This window comes from Microbacterium sp. Bi128 (assembly GCF_918698205.1).
In genome coordinates, this window is sequence record NZ_CAKKMM010000008.1 from 1 (window position 1) to 14,246 (window position 14,246).

A 14,246-nucleotide genomic window follows, 5' to 3' on the forward strand; every position below is an offset into this window, starting at 1 on the left:
GCGGCCTTGTGGGCCGCGCGGGAAGTGCTTGTCGGAATGTGGCCGTATTCGGGGTTCCCCTGGGTACGGGTAGGAATGACGCAAGTGTCGGGACCTTTTCCTGAGGTGGCGTCCTGGGTGGGATCGACGGGTGTGACTTTCCTCGTGGTGGGTGTGTGCGCCGCGAGCGTGCAGGCCCTCCGGCCGGGGCGTCGCACCCTGCGCGCAGGCCTACCAGCGCTCGTGGGTGTCCTACTCATGGCGGTCACACCCCAGTACGCCACCCAGACCGTCGGAACGTTTACTGTCGGGTGGGTCCAAGGCAACGGGCCGGCAGGCTACTTTGACGACCGCGACAAAGGCGACATGCTCCGAGCCCAAGCATCAGCATCGAAAGCGATTCTGGGCCAGCGGATGGACCTACTCGCCTGGCCGGAAGGCTCCGTAGACATCGACCCGGCGTCCTCAGAACCCACGCGTCGACTGCTGGGTGAAATATCCGCCGCATACGGTGCCCCTCTCCTGATCAACGCGGCAACCACAAGAGGCGAGCAGACCTTTAACTCGACCATGCTGTGGGAAACGGACGGTAGCGAGCAGACCTACGACAAGATCAACCCCGTCCCGTTCGGTGAATACGTGCCCGACCGGTGGCTGTTCGAACGTCTCGCGCCTGACCTTGTCGGCCTGATCCAGCGGGAGTACAGCCCAGGCAGATCGGCGCCAGTGATGGATGTGGGAGACACCCGCATAGGGTTGGCGATCTGTTTTGACGTCATTTATGACGACGTGATCTTTGATGCGGCACAGCGAGGCGCGCAGGTCTACATCTTCCAGACAAACAACGCCGACTTCCGCGGAACAGACGAGAACGTGCAGCAGCTGGCCATCGCGCGGATGCGAGCCATCGAAACGGGGCGCGCGGTGGTCAATGTTTCCACTGTAGGAACGAGCCAAGTGATCAATCCCGATGGTTCCATCGTGGAGACCATCGGGGTGGACACGGCCGCTGGGCGAGTGAGCGAGGTGCCGCTACGGGCAGGAATCACGCCGGCAAGTTGGCTCAGCCCCATCGTCGAGACTGCAATGGTCGTCGCGTCGGCCGTTGTGCTGTTGTGGGTCCGTCTGCACATCCACGTTGGTGCGCGGAAACGGTCGTGAGCTGGACGGACAGCAGACCTTGTCGCACACCCCGCACGGGGAGCGCACACTCCGCCTCCGATGCCAAGCTGCCCCGGCCCGGCTGCGATGTGCAGCCCGGGTTGATACCATCGCTGCGATGCTGGTGACCGCGGGAAGCGCCCCACTCGTGGGCAGTACCGCCTCCGTCGTGAGAATGAGGATCATAGCCAGCCTCCTCTTGTTCTTGATGTGTCTTATCGCTGTGTGGTCAAGCAGCCACTCGGATGCTTCCGCGAGGTCTGATGCCACCTCCCCAGCCCTTACGTTGGAGAGCGGTCACAGTGGTCAGGCAGTTTTAGATGAGCCCACCGGCGACGTTGTCGTCAGCCTGGCGCAGGCTCTCCCGGCGGCGGCTGTGGCGCTATGCCTGGTAGGTGTGTGCGTTGCGGGAATGGTACTGGAGCGTCGCTTCCGTCTCATGAGGGTGCAGCTCAGTGCCATCCGCTTACCTCGACGCGCACGGCCTCAAATTGTGTGTACTGCCCGCCCACGCTCTCAGACGCGAAGTCTGATCGAGCTGTCTCTTTCACGGACCTGATCCGTGCCGGCGCTCCGAGACTCACACCTTCTCAGCTGATGTGATGCCAGCGAGGGTGTGGTCAAACGCATTCTCCCACCCCTTCGGGCGCGGTCGTACGGATGCACTCGGAGCGTTCTAGGTCCGATTAATCGACGACTGCCGTATGTGCTGGATCCCCGGGCACCGCAGTCTCACTGAAAGACACCCATGCACAAGCTTTTCGCTACCCGTTCGCCTCGCTGGTTCGCAGCCGCCGGTATTGCTGTGATGGCTCTATCCGCGGCACTTGTCTTGCCCAGTTCGTCGCCGGCTCGTGCTCACGACGCCCTAGTTACGTCCTCTCCAGCAGCGGATGAGGTCGTCACGTCGATCCCGACCGAAGTCTCGATGACATACAGCGGCGAGGTTTTTGACGCCTCTAGTGCCATCGTGGTGGAAGTCATCGACTCCGCCGGAACGAACGTCGCGCTGACGACTCCCGTGGTCACTGACACGAAGGTGACCCAGGCAGTGGAGCCACTCTCGTCGCCAGGCGTAGTCACGGTTCGCTGGCGCGTGGTCTCCAGCGACGGTCATCCGATCAGCGGTGAATACGCGTTCACTGTTGACGCTCCTGTGGCACCTTCAACGTCCGCGGAACCGGAAGCCTCTGCGATTGCGGCTTCCCCCTCCGCACCCGGGCAAAGCCCAACCATCTCTTCGACGCCAGAGCAGAGCGCGATGGCGGGCGCCGTGGCGGAGGTCGATGAGCCGACAAGCAGCATCAGTGTTCCGCTCGTAGTGACGGGCGTCGCTGTCGTCATTCTCGGCGCGGCGGCGCTTGTCTTTTTCTCGTCCGGACGGCGTCGGCGACAGCAGGTGAAGCAGCAAAAGGGCACCGTCGATGAGCAGTGAGACCCAGTCGACACACCAGCCACTCCTCCTGACACGAAGGGAACGGCGCCACGCTAACGAGCTCAGGATGCGTGACGCGCGGAGCGTTCGCCGTCCGAAGGCCGCGCGCGCATTGGGCGCCCGTCCGCTTGTTGCGAGTGCGTTGGCGCTGGCGCTCATGTTTCCTCTAGCGCTGCCGGCGTACGCGGCCTCACCTGTCGCGGAGACCGAGTCAACCTTGCAGCAAGCTTCTGCGGACGACTCGCAACAATTCACCGCGTCCTCCGCGCTCCCCGCTTCGCCCCTCGACAGGCAGAGCTACGCAGCGACCTCTCAGGACGAGATCGAGCAAAAGAGGGCGAGAGACGCTGCGGCGGCCGCGGCCGCAGCAGCACGCGCAGCTCGACCCGCTACCACCCTCGCTGCTGAACGGGTAGTCCCCGTCCTCGCCGCCGGTAGCGGGGTCGTGCGCTGGCCGTTGACCTCGACGTTCAGAGTGACGGACCGATTCGGGGCCAGAGGCGGGGCGCACATGGGCACCGACATGGTGACCCAGGGTGGCACGCCGATCTATGCGTCCGTAGCTGGGACGGTCGGTGTCTCGAGCGAAAGCTATGGCGCCTACGGCGTCGCTGTCACCGTTGAGTCCGTCGTCGACGGCCAACGTATCCGAGCCGTCTACCCGCACATGCAATACAACAGCAGACAAGTCGACAGCGGCCAGGAAGTACAGGCGGGTCAACTCCTCGGCCTTGTGGGAAGCACCGGCCGATCCACTGCGAACCATTTGCATTTCGAAATGACCGTCAATGACGTCGCCGTGGACTCCCTGGCCTGGTTGGAAGCGAATGCTCAGTGAATGAACGCGCCCTCACCATGCGCGGTGGCGGGCGTCGCGCCGCATCGCAGCGAACCGCACTGCAGACGAAACTCGACGACCGATACGGCCGCACTTCCCGTCCCTGGCGTCGCCGGGTTTTCTGGATCGGTGTCACGGTGTTCGCAGCCGCCGCCATTGCGTATCTGGTCTGGATCACGCTTCGAAACAGCTTGGACGACATTTCCATCGCCGAGACCGGTTACCTCGTCGTTGACGAGCGGGCTGTGGCTGTATCTTTCCAAGCCACCCCTCCCTCCGGCGTACGGTTCGCGTGCGCCATTCAAGCCTTGGACGAGGATTTTGGCGTCGTAGGGTGGCGGGTCGTCGAGTACGACCCCTTCCCCGAGACCACCCGATCCTTCACCGAACGCGTCCCGACCCTCGCCCTGGCAACCACCGGCACCGTCAAAGAGTGCTGGACGATTTAAGGACTTCCCTCGTGACCGAGTCAACCGCCCTTACCGTTGATGGGCTGTCCCTGCTGATGGTGTGGACTGCCATCGGCGTTTATGCGCTCGCCTTTGCGGCGTATGCCATCGATCTTGCCGTGCGCGTGGCTCGCGTTGAGGTGCCCGCCGCAGAGCTCGTCTCGGTCGGAACCCCTGCTCCACCGGTGGCGGCCCCGACGGCCGCGGTGCAATTGCAAGTGCCGCCACGTGATCGCGAACGTCTCGTATGGGCTCGTATCGGAACCGCCCTCACCATCTTAGGGTTCGTGCTGCAGCTGAGCGGGGACGTCCTTCGAGGCATCGCCGCAGCCCGCGTGCCGTGGGCGAACATGTACGAATTCGCACTCACCGGCACTCTTCTCATCGTCGGTGTGTTCCTTTTCGCCCTTCGGCGGTACGACCTGCGCTTCCTCGGGTCCTTCCTGCTTGGGATGGTCGTCCTTCTTCTCGGTGGTGCGACCTTGGCGTTCTACGTCGAGGTCACCCCTCTAATGGACCCGCTACGTAGCGTGTGGCTTGTCATCCACGTCTTCGTAGCCTCCCTTGCGACCGCGCTGTTCGCCATCGCGTGCGGCCTGTCCGTGACGCAGGTTCTGCAACACCGGCGCGAGAATCGCTCCTCCGTCAATACGCGGCGGGGTCTGCTTCGAACCCTGCCCACCTCAGAAAACCTGGAAGCCCTGGCCTACCGGTTCGCCATCATTGGCTTCATCTTTTGGACTTTCACCCTCATTGCCGGCGCTATCTGGGCAAACGACTCCTGGGGGCGCTTCTGGGGTTTTGACACTAAGGAGGTGTGGACTTTCATCATCTGGGTGCTGTATGCCGGGTACATCCACGCCCGTGCCACCCGTGGGTGGCGCGGTAACCGATCTGCATGGCTGTCCATAGTTGGGTTCGCTGCGGTGCTGTTCAACTTCACCGCCGTGAACATGTTTTTCAAGGGTCTGCACGCCTATTCGGGGCTGAACTGATGTCTACCTCCGGCGCCAAGCTCGGGCACGCCCATCCTCCGGTGACGGCCGGGGCGCCTGGCTCCACGCGGCGTCCGTCTTTGCAGCCGCGCCGTTGGAACGTGTACCGCGTGAGTGCCCTCTTCATCCTTATCGTCAGCGCAGTCGTTGCATTGGTGTGCGCTCTCGCGGTCGGCGGTGGGGCGGCCCCCTTGCAACTGGCCGACGCCGGTCCCCTCATACGGTGGGGGCTGCCAGTGTCGAAGCTTGTCGTGAACCTGAGCGCCGCGGGAATGGGAGGGGTGCTCTTTGTCGCCTTGTTCACGTTGCGCGTCGAACAGCGCGGGTTCGAATTGGCGTTGGATGTTGCCGCGGTGTCCGCCGCCATCTTCACTGTGGCATCTGCTGCTACTGGCTTTTTCAGCTTCATGGTCATCTTCAACCCCGCATTGGATGCCGGTCCCGAGTTTGGGTCTCAGCTGGGCCGATACCTCGTACAGACCGAGGGGGGACGTGTGTGGTTGATGACGACCATTGCGGGTGCCATTCTCGCCGTGCTCACATTTTCGGTGCGTTCATGGGGCGGGACAGTGACCGTGGCACTTCTCGCACTCGCAGCGCTCGTCCCGATGGGAACACAAGGCCACTCAGGTGATGAGGCCTCTCACCAGCAAGCCACGACAACCATCGTCATCCACATCCTCGCCGCAGCGATCTGGCTCGGTGGTCTGCTTCTGCTGGCGGTCATTCGGTCCGTCACTCCCGAGAGTGAGATGGCGACAGTCTTGGTGCGATTCTCTACCATCGCCGTCATTACTTTTGTGCTCGTCGCGTTCTCGGGCACGGTTCGCGCCGCCATCGGCCTAGAAAATCTGGGCGCGCTCGCCTCCGCCTACGGTCTCATTCTTATCGTCAAGGTTGTAGCCCTTACTGCCATAGGTGTTCTGGGGGCGATCTATCGACGGCGTCTACTCGGAAGGATGCGCGCCAATCCCGGCGACTCCAAAATTTTCTGGCTGCTGTTGTGTGCGGAGTTGGGATTGATGGGGATCGCTAGCGGAGCTGCTGCCGCTCTTGCGCGAACGCCACCGCCCATCCTCCCCGAACCTGTAGGCGCGCTCACACCGGCTCAGGTACTCACCGGCGCTCCGCTACCTCCTGAGTGGACCATGTCGCGTTGGTTCACGGCGTGGAGCCCTGACGTGCTGTGGTTGGTCGTGGCCGTGCTCGGACTGATCTTCTACGTACGCGCAGTGCTGAGGCTTAGGGCTCGCGGACACCTGTGGAACCCCTGGCGGTCGGTCGCGTGGGTGGCAGGGACGCTCCTGCTGGTATGGATCACCGGAGGAGCGCTGAGCACCTACCGCAGCTACATTTACAGCGCGCACGTCTTAACGGTCGTCATCCTCTTTGTGGGGGTGGTGCCCCTTCTCGCAGCCGGCGCGCCGATGCAGCTCGCCCGCACAGCGGCCCAACGTCGCGGCGACGGCAGCAGGGGAGGATATGAATGGGTCCAGGGGCTCGTGCATTCGCGAGGGGTGCGGTTCGTTTCAGCGCCGGTTGTCGCCGTCCCAGCCGCAGCTGCGTTGGTTTGGCTGCTTGTCAGTTCCGGCCTCCTCCGTTGGTGGGCAGGAGATCTCCTCGGGCGGCAGATGACTACGGCATTAGTCCTCCTTGTAGGTTCTCTGCTCGTGCTTGGCTTCGTAGGTGACTATGAGGCTGCTCGTGGACCGGCAGCGGTGAGGCTGTTGATGATTCTCGGTTTGGGCGTGGCAATGGCGGCTGTCTCCGTGTACATCATCACTGCGGGCCTCATGGCCGCCGACTGGTTCGGAGCGATGGGGCGCACTTGGGGTAGAACACCGGTCGAGGACCAGGACCTCGGTGGAGTGATCCTGGCCGTTGGCTCCGCAAGCGTGCTCGTATTAGGTGGGTGGGCGGTGCTACGCACGCAGCGGGAACAGACGATCTAGCGTCCTTCCCCCGGCGTCGACAAGGAGCGCCCGCGACGGACTACAACAGCTGCCCGAGTCCGTTACTGCGGAGTGCAGCTGCTCGGCGGCATGGGCGGGGCGGTCCTCGCGAATGCGATGTTCGAGGTCCCGACCGCGATCGCGACCACCGAGCGCGTCACCGCCGGGCACCTGCTGGGGGAGATCGTCGCCACGGCGGGGCTCGTGCTCGTCATCCTCTCCCTCGCCCGCACCAACCGGGGACCGCTCGCGGCGGCCGCGGTCGGTGCGTACATCGGTGCCGCGTACTGGTTCACGTCCTCGACCTCGTTCGCGAACCCCGCCGTGACCCTCGGCCGTGTCTTCACCGACACCTTCGCCGGCATCGCCCCCACCTCGGTCCTGCCCTTCGTCGCCGCGCAGCTCATCGGCGCCGCGATCGGCGTCGGTCTGGCGCTGTTCCTGTTCCCGGGTGCCGCGCGGGCGGCCGGTGACCTCGTGGTCCCCGTCACCTCGACCTCTTCACACACCTGATCTGGAAGGCCTTCTCTGATGCATCTCGTCGCTATCGGCGGCAGCGACGCGGGAATCTCCGCAGCGCTCCGCGCCCGCGAGCTCGACCCCTCCGTAGACGTGACCGTGGTGGTTGCGGACTCCTACCCGAACTTCTCCATCTGCGGGATTCCGTACTACTTCTCCCGCGAGGTGCAGCCCTGGCAGTCGCTCGCGCACCGCACGCACGCCGACCTCGAAGCCACCGGCATGAGCCTGCGCCTGGACACCTTCGCAACGGACATCGACGTCGCCGGGCAGCAGCTCACCGTGCGCACCCCTGACGGCTCTCTCGACCGGATCGGATATGACGAACTGATCGTCGGAACCGGCGCTCTCGCCTCCTCCGCCGGTATCGCCGGCGTCGACCAGCTCGGCCCGGAGGACGGGGGGCACGTGCTGCACTCGATGGGAGACACCTTCGCGCTCGAGCGCTATCTCGATGAGCGCGACCCGCAGACCGCGATCATCGTCGGCGCCGGCTACGTCGGCCTCGAGATGGCCGAAGCCCTCACCGTCCGCGGCCTCCAGGTCACCCAGCTCCAGCGCGGCCTCGAAGTGCTCTCCACCCTCGACCCCGAACTCGGCGCCCTCGTCCACACCGAACTCACCGACCACGACGTGGAAGTCCTCACTCACACCACAGTCGCCTCGATCGAGAAGACCGCCACAGGCCTCGCCGTGCACGCCGACCACAACGGCTCCCCCCTCACCCGCACCGCCGACGTCGTGCTCCTCGTCGTCGGAGTGAAGCCGAACACCGACCTGCTCGCCCGCGCAGGCGCCACCCTCGGCGCCAGCAGCGCCGTCGTCGTGGACGAGGCGATGCGCACGGGCCTCCCGCACGTCTACGCCGCGGGCGACGGAGTGACCACCCACCACTGCCTGCTCGGGGTGACGTATCTGCCTCTCGGGACCACCGCCCACAAGCAGGGTCGTGTGGCCGGGGAGAACGCCCTCGGCGGGGATGCCCGCTTCGCGGGATCGGTCGGCACACAGGTCGTGAAGGTGTTCGACCTGGTGGCCTCACGCACCGGTCTGCGCGAGCATGAAGCCCTCGCCGCCGGGTTCGCCCCAGCGACCACGACGGCCGTCGCGGACGACCACAAGCGCTACTACCCCGGCGCTCAGCCGATCACGATCCGCATCACCGGCGACACCGGCGACGGACGCCTTCTCGGCGCGCAACTCGTCGGACGCCTGGGCACCGAGACCGCCAAGCGCGTCGACACCTACGCCACCGCCCTGTTCGCTGGCCTCACCGTTGAGCAGGTCTCCGACCTCGACCTCTCCTACACACCCCCGCTCGGCTCCCCCTGGGATGCCGTGCAGATCGCCACCCAGACCTGGACCCGCACCCACACCGGAGTAGTGACCCCCGCATGACGCACAATCCCACCGTCCTCTTCCTCTGCCAGCACAACGCCGGACGCTCTCAGCTCGGCGCGGGCCTGCTCGAAGTCCTCGCCGGGGACCGTTACACCGCCACCTCCGCCGGCCTCTCCCCTGCCGACAGCGTGAACCCCGCGATCGCGGCCACCGTCGCAGAACTCGGCCTTGACATCAGCGACCGCACGCCCCGTGCCGTCACGGTCGAAGACCTCGAGACGGCGGACATTGTGGTCGCCATGAAGCCCGGGCTCACGCTCCCTGCCGCGCCCACCGGCCGGTTCCTGGAATGGAAGTTCCCCGACCCGACCGACTGGAGCGCCGAGAACGTCCGGCCACTCCGCGATGCCGTCGCCGCTCGTATCCAGGTCGAACTCCTCGACTAGGCGCGACGCGGAGCGGCGTCAGGACGCCGCCACAGAACGCCAAGACTCACATTCCGGCACCCCGTCGACGACCCTGCATGTGGTGCGAAACCGATCGGTTTCGCACCACATGCCAGTCCAGGCTCATCGCCGATCAGATGCACTATACTGTGTTACGCGGTTACAAAACCGTATTACACGAAAGAGGTAACACAGATGGCCATGTTGAATGTTCGAGTAGACGATCACGTCCACGAACGATTGAAAGAAATCGCCGACGCCGAGGGAGTAACCCTCAGTGACCTGGTGAGGGATCTGTTGCGCGAGGCAGTGGTCCCCATCTCGGAGCGCTCCGCGCGACACGGAGACCAGCCCGCACCGGAGAGCTTCACCCTCCGCGATCGACTCGTCCTGTCCCTCCTCCACCGCATCCTCGCCCGGGTTCTTCCCGAGGATGCAAACGGCGAGGACGGCGACGAGGAGTACCAGCTGAAGAAAGCCGAAATCCTTGAGGCCGGCTACACCGGGCAGTACTGGCTCGAGGTCGCCGGGTTTGAGACGGAACTCTCGTCGAAGGACAGCGAGCAGGTCCTCGACATCTTGGATATGCACCGAGTCATCACCTACAGCGTCGAGAAGCTCGAGAAGGCTGGTACGCCAGTTGATGCAGAAGTGGCTGAGGGCCTGCGGTTCCGTGGATTCGACCACAACGACTCTCTGGAGGGCCACATGGCCCGTTACGTCAGGTTCCTGATGTCCGACGGTCAACACTGGACCGAACTTGCGCCCCAGATTGCAGAAAGTGACAACGGCAACTCGCACATGCAGGTGCTCGGCATGTACCGACGGATGCTGACGGAGTACCGCCGAATCATGGACAGTCGGCCCCGCAGCTTCAGCGCGGACGGCTGGATGCTGAAGGCAGACGACCTCCGCCGTCTTTACGACGCACAGGTACACCCTTCCAACCGTGGCCGCTCGTGAAACGCGCCTTGCAGATTCCGTTCTCCACCAGTCACCACAGCGCTGGAGCGGGTTCTAGCCCCTACTTAGGGGCTCGAACTCTAAATCCCCCGCCGCCAAATGCGGATATTTCTATCGGCGTGTCGTCGACCTCAAATGTCAGTGATACGAGGAAGACTAAAGGTGGAAGCACCACGACCCCGAGCGCATCCCGCTCTCGGAAGAGGTCAGGGGCGTTCAGGGTCGAGGTCGAATCTGGCAGGATTCTCGTCCGAGACTAGCTCTTCGCAGCAAAGCTCAGCACCATTGCTGAGCCGCAACCGCGAGGAGGAACGCCCCGGCGCTCCGGAAAGAAGAAGAAATGGCTTCTAAGCCGCAGTTCCGCCCGGGCCAGACGGTCCCGAAGAGCGGCCAGTACCCTGTCGTCGGCCCCCGAGGGGGCCGCACCGGCGATGAGGTCACCTCGGTCAAGGGCGAGCCCTTCCCCCCGACGCCCAAGTCCGGCATGGGGTTTGGAAAGCCCGACCTCACGAAGTAACCACTGAGCGACGCGGAAGGGGAAGTTCGCGTCACGCCTGAACGACGGCCCCCGGAGAGGAAATCTCTTCGGGGGCCTTTGTCGCGAACGGGCTAGGTGCCGATTGGATCGTCGAGGCTCGGGCGACTCGGGCATTCTCGCGGCGACGGTAGCGAGCATGCCGCTGTCATGATGTCTAAGTGCTGATTGCTTACGTCGACGAGTCCTATAACCAGGACTTTTACTTCATCGGCGCCGCCATCACGACACAGGAGAAGTGGGAACAGCTCGAGGAAGGGTACGCCGCTCTTCGTATCCAGATCGCAGCGGACCATGGGGTGCCGGCCGACGTAGAGTTTCACGGCCACGAGCTGATGGGCGGGGCTGGCGAATGGTCACCGCTGAGGGGCAAGCACCGTGAAGCGGCAGGGATCTACGCGTCCGCGCTGCGCATCGCCCGGGACGTGGAGGTTCGCTACCTCTTCCGCGGCGTGGACGTGAACCGCCTCAATGCGCGGTACCGGTACCCGGATCAGCCCCACAAGGTCGTCTTGCAGCATCTGCTTGAGCGGGTGAATGCCTACCGGCGCCACTACTTCTTCTCCGACACGGAGGAGGTGATCGTCGTCGCGGACGAGATCGCGACGCAGGAAGAGCATCGGCGGCAGTTTGAGAGCTACCAGCTGCTCGGCACACCCGGATACCGATCGAGCAAGCTGGATCTGATCTCGTCCCCGATTCAATTCGCGTCATCCAAGAACGCTGTCGGGTTGCAAGCCGTCGACCTCGCCGTCTATCTGCGACGGCGCCGACACACGGTGACAGAGACGCACCCGAAGTCCGCGGCGACGATGACGCGCTTGAGTGGGTTGGTCGAGGTGTCGACCTCGCACGATTGGATCTGGACGCCATAAAAACTAAGACCCCGCCGAAGCGGGGTCTTAGGCTGGCAACGTTCCGGTAACCGGCCCGTTGTGCGCCCCAGGATACACGCGGAACCTGGAAGAGTCACGGCCTCACGAAGGGCTTCACGCAGGCCCTCCTCGGGCTCGGGCTAAGGGCTCTGGACGAGGGTGAGACCGCTGTCGTCGACGACGAGGATGTCACCGTTGTTCGTGATGGTGACGGCTTGGGCGGCGCCGTGGGCTGTTCCGACTTCGTACCAGTTTTGGGCACCGGCGGTTGTGGTCCAGATCTTCCCTTGGGAGCCGATGCCGACTACTCGGTTGTGGTCTGGGGAGGAGCTGAGGCCGACGAGGCGGGGGGCGCCCGCCCATTCTTGAAAGGTCACGGCCCGGTCGGTGCTGACCATCAGACCTTCCGAGGTGGATGCGATGACCCGCCCGGCTGCATCAGCGGCGATAGACATGGCGTAGACGGATGCCCCGGTTGACTGCCATGTGGCCCCGCCGTCGCTGCTGGTGAGGACTTCGCTGGCGTCTGTGGCGACGCCGTAGAGGGTGCCGTCGAGGCCTGCGGTGAGGGCGTGGAAGTCTTTCTCGCCGGTGAAAGCGGTGGGCTCCCACGTTGTTCCGTTGTCGGCGCTGCGGATAATGCCGAGGTTGGGTGTGCCGAGTTCGGGTGGGGTGTTTCGGCCGGGGTGGCCGGACACCACAAGCGTGTCGTCGACAACGGTGAGGCCCATCGCATCGAAATCGGTGTCTGCGAGGCGGGGACCAAGCTCACCGTCCCAAGTGACGGTGAAGATCCCCTCGTGTGTTCCGAGGAGAAACCCTTCACCGGCAGGGTCTTCAACAATGCCGTGAACGTGTGAGAGCACCTGTTCGGGGTGGGCGTTGCCCGTGAGAGTAGGTGCCCCGGCACACCCCGCGAGAGCGAGTGCGGTGGTCGCGAGGACAACGGCGGTGGGGAGGGTGCGCATGCGAATTGATGCCGCGCGGAAGATCGGGTGGTGGCTCATGATGGTGCGTTTCGTCTGATCAGGTGGGGCGCGGCGGCTTTCCGCGCCCCACCCGGGTGATCAGAGAGTTGCCAGAAGCTCCTCCATGGTCGCAATCTCCGACGTCTGCGACTCGACGATCTGGTTCGCCAGGTCGACGGCGTCGCTGTTTTGGCCGTTGCTGGCCTCTTCCTGGGCCATCTCGATCGCGCCGCGGTGATGTTCGATCATCTGCTGAAGGAACAGTCGGGCGGCGTCCGTGCCGGTGGCCTGCTCGAGCGCCTGCATGTCGTCCTCGCTCATCATTCCGCCGCCACTGTGGTCCATGCTGCCCATTTCGGAGGAGCTGGCTCCCCAGTCTTCGAGCCAGCCTTCCATGGTCGCGATTTCGGGCTCTTGAGCGGCTTTGATCTGCTCTGCCAGGGCGGTGACGCGCTCGTCGATGCCGTCTTTCGACAGGAGCGTGTCGGACATCTCGATTGCTTGGGTGTGGTGCTCGATCATCATGCTGGCGAACATGACGTCCGCCTCGTTGGCGTCGGCAGATTGCGCGGGGGTAGCGCTGCTGCTGCTGCCTCCGTGGTCCATTCCGGGCATGCTGCCGCCTGAAGTGGTCCCGCCGGAGCATCCGGCGAGAGTGAGCAGGGTCGCGAGGGTGAGCGCGGCGGTCGCCGCGGTACGGGTGTTCATGGTGATGTTCTCCATTGGTCAGTGATGAGGCGCGACGGTCGTCGTGCCGGAAGTTGCGTTGCCCGCGCGCGAGAGGGCGGGCGGACGCGTCATCACGTGCGACTGATGCAGAGAACGGTGAGTGAAAGTGGCGAGACAACGTGTCTGGGTGCGGGCCACCGGGCCTGCACTGCGCGGAGCAGGTCGTTTCTGCCGATAATGCGCCACCCGATGCGGTGGCGGGCGAGCACGAGCACGCTGATAAGCAGCGCCAATACGCAGGCCATCCAGGCCATGGCGTGGTCGTCGCCGCAGTCGCCGCAGCTGTCGTCGTGCGCGGCGGTCGTGTTCAGCTCGGCGGCGAGGGGGGACGCATCGTGATGGGTCGAAACCTCCGCCGCAACAGCCACCGTCTTTCCGTGCCCGGAGGCGGTGGTGTGGGTGTTGAGGGAGTGCATCGCCAAGAGCCCCACGATGACGGCGCCTGTTACGGCGATCACCATCAGCAGGGTGCGGGTGAATGCACGCTGGCCACGCACTCGGTGCGCAAGGGCAATCAGCGACATCTTCACCTCCTGGTCGATTTCTAGGCTAACTTTCGCCGGACGAGCGGGCGGGCCGCTTGACGACCCAAGCGCGCATTCTCAGACGATGCGCGGCACGACGCGTCAGCTCATAACGTCGCGAGAAGGTCGCTGCACGCCTGCTCGCAGCGGCGGCATGCCTCGGCGCACACCCGGCAGTGCTCGTGCATATCGGCGTGCTGCTCGCACTCCTCTGCACACACGGCACATGCAGTGCGGCACGCCTCCACCACAGCTCGAACCACCTCGAGGTCCACGGTCGTCTGTCGAGAAAGCACCGCGCCGGTCGCGGCGCAGACGTCGGCGCAGTTGGCGTTTTTGGTGATGCACGTCACCAACTCGGCCACCAGGTCCTCCGACAGGCACGCGTCGGCACACGCGGTGCAGGTCTGCTCACACTCGATGCACGCCTGGATACAGCGGGCGAGGACGTCCTGAGCGTCGATGGATCCGGCCTTGGGGTGAGTGGTGAGCATCTGGTCAACAGCAGTCATGATTGCTGGTCCTTTCCCGGGGACC

The 14,246-nt window shown here is 64.5% G+C and carries 15 protein-coding genes and 1 pseudogene; 12 read left to right on the forward strand and 4 right to left on the reverse strand.

Features of this window, described 5'->3' with window-relative positions; genetic code table 11:
• The first annotated feature begins 6 nt into the window (after window positions 1–6).
• The 12 genes and pseudogenes from lnt to LQV45_RS01525 all read left to right on the forward strand — a co-directional run bounded on the left by lnt (window position 7) and on the right by LQV45_RS01525 (window position 11,488).
• Window positions 7–1,140: an apolipoprotein N-acyltransferase gene (gene lnt, locus LQV45_RS01470; protein WP_290370192.1), complete on the forward strand. Its 1,134-nt coding sequence runs from the start codon at window positions 7–9 to the stop codon at window positions 1,138–1,140.
• A 748-nt stretch (window positions 1,141–1,888) separates the two neighbouring features.
• Complete coding sequence (locus LQV45_RS01475; RefSeq protein ID WP_082822872.1) at window positions 1,889–2,575, forward strand: copper resistance CopC family protein; 687 nt, start codon at window positions 1,889–1,891, stop codon at window positions 2,573–2,575.
• Between the two features lie 511 nt (window positions 2,576–3,086).
• On the forward strand, window positions 3,087–3,413 hold the full coding sequence (locus LQV45_RS01480) for a M23 family metallopeptidase (RefSeq protein WP_230005412.1): 327 nt from the start codon (window positions 3,087–3,089) through the stop codon (window positions 3,411–3,413).
• Window positions 3,410–3,862: a DUF4307 domain-containing protein gene (locus tag LQV45_RS01485; protein WP_230005413.1), complete on the forward strand. Its 453-nt coding sequence runs from the start codon at window positions 3,410–3,412 to the stop codon at window positions 3,860–3,862. The genes LQV45_RS01480 and LQV45_RS01485 overlap by 4 nt, the downstream gene beginning before the upstream one ends.
• A 56-nt stretch (window positions 3,863–3,918) precedes the next feature.
• Window positions 3,919–4,857, forward strand: coding sequence for a c-type cytochrome biogenesis protein CcsB (gene ccsB / locus LQV45_RS01490; protein ID WP_138174827.1), 939 nt, complete (start codon window positions 3,919–3,921; stop codon window positions 4,855–4,857).
• Window positions 4,858–4,967: 110 nt separating this feature from the next.
• Window positions 4,968–6,809 carry a cytochrome c oxidase assembly protein gene (locus tag LQV45_RS01495; protein WP_171024270.1) on the forward strand — a complete coding sequence of 614 codons (1,842 nt, stop codon included), beginning with the start codon at window positions 4,968–4,970 and terminating at the stop codon, window positions 6,807–6,809.
• Between the two features lie 63 nt (window positions 6,810–6,872).
• Window positions 6,873–7,322 (forward strand): annotated as a pseudogene (locus LQV45_RS01500) (aquaporin family protein); the annotation flags it as partial.
• Between the two features lie 18 nt (window positions 7,323–7,340).
• Window positions 7,341–8,726, forward strand: coding sequence for an FAD-dependent oxidoreductase (locus tag LQV45_RS01505; protein ID WP_138174789.1), 1,386 nt, complete (start codon window positions 7,341–7,343; stop codon window positions 8,724–8,726).
• Window positions 8,723–9,115: a low molecular weight phosphatase family protein gene (locus tag LQV45_RS01510; RefSeq protein WP_138174791.1), complete on the forward strand. Its 393-nt coding sequence runs from the start codon at window positions 8,723–8,725 to the stop codon at window positions 9,113–9,115. Before LQV45_RS01505 ends, LQV45_RS01510 begins: the two co-directional genes overlap by 4 nt.
• A 195-nt stretch (window positions 9,116–9,310) precedes the next feature.
• Complete coding sequence (locus LQV45_RS01515; RefSeq protein ID WP_230005414.1) at window positions 9,311–10,078, forward strand: YfbU family protein; 768 nt, start codon at window positions 9,311–9,313, stop codon at window positions 10,076–10,078.
• A gap of 340 nt (window positions 10,079–10,418) precedes the next feature.
• Window positions 10,419–10,595, forward strand: a complete 177-nt coding sequence (locus tag LQV45_RS01520) for a YjzC family protein (protein ID WP_230005415.1) — start codon at window positions 10,419–10,421, stop codon at window positions 10,593–10,595.
• A gap of 179 nt (window positions 10,596–10,774) precedes the next feature.
• Window positions 10,775–11,488 (forward strand): DUF3800 domain-containing protein, encoded by a 714-nt coding sequence (locus tag LQV45_RS01525; protein WP_230005416.1) that lies wholly within the window; start codon window positions 10,775–10,777, stop codon window positions 11,486–11,488.
• Window positions 11,489–11,628: 140 nt separating this feature from the next.
• Here the strand turns inward: LQV45_RS01525 and LQV45_RS01530 are convergent, their stop codons facing one another.
• The 4 genes from LQV45_RS01530 to LQV45_RS01545 form a co-directional block, all read right to left on the reverse strand.
• On the reverse strand, window positions 11,629–12,495 hold the full coding sequence (locus LQV45_RS01530; RefSeq protein ID WP_230005417.1) for a F510_1955 family glycosylhydrolase: 867 nt from the start codon (window positions 12,493–12,495) through the stop codon (window positions 11,629–11,631).
• Window positions 12,496–12,555: 60 nt separating this feature from the next.
• A complete protein-coding gene (locus LQV45_RS01535) occupies window positions 12,556–13,164 on the reverse strand; it encodes a DUF305 domain-containing protein (protein WP_230005441.1) in 609 nt (202 codons plus the stop codon).
• Window positions 13,165–13,256: 92 nt separating this feature from the next.
• Window positions 13,257–13,709, reverse strand: a complete 453-nt coding sequence (locus tag LQV45_RS01540) for a DUF6153 family protein (RefSeq protein WP_230005418.1) — start codon at window positions 13,707–13,709, stop codon at window positions 13,257–13,259.
• A gap of 107 nt (window positions 13,710–13,816) precedes the next feature.
• Complete coding sequence (locus LQV45_RS01545; protein ID WP_230005419.1) at window positions 13,817–14,221, reverse strand: four-helix bundle copper-binding protein; 405 nt, start codon at window positions 14,219–14,221, stop codon at window positions 13,817–13,819.
• Between the last annotated feature and the right edge of the window lie 25 nt (window positions 14,222–14,246).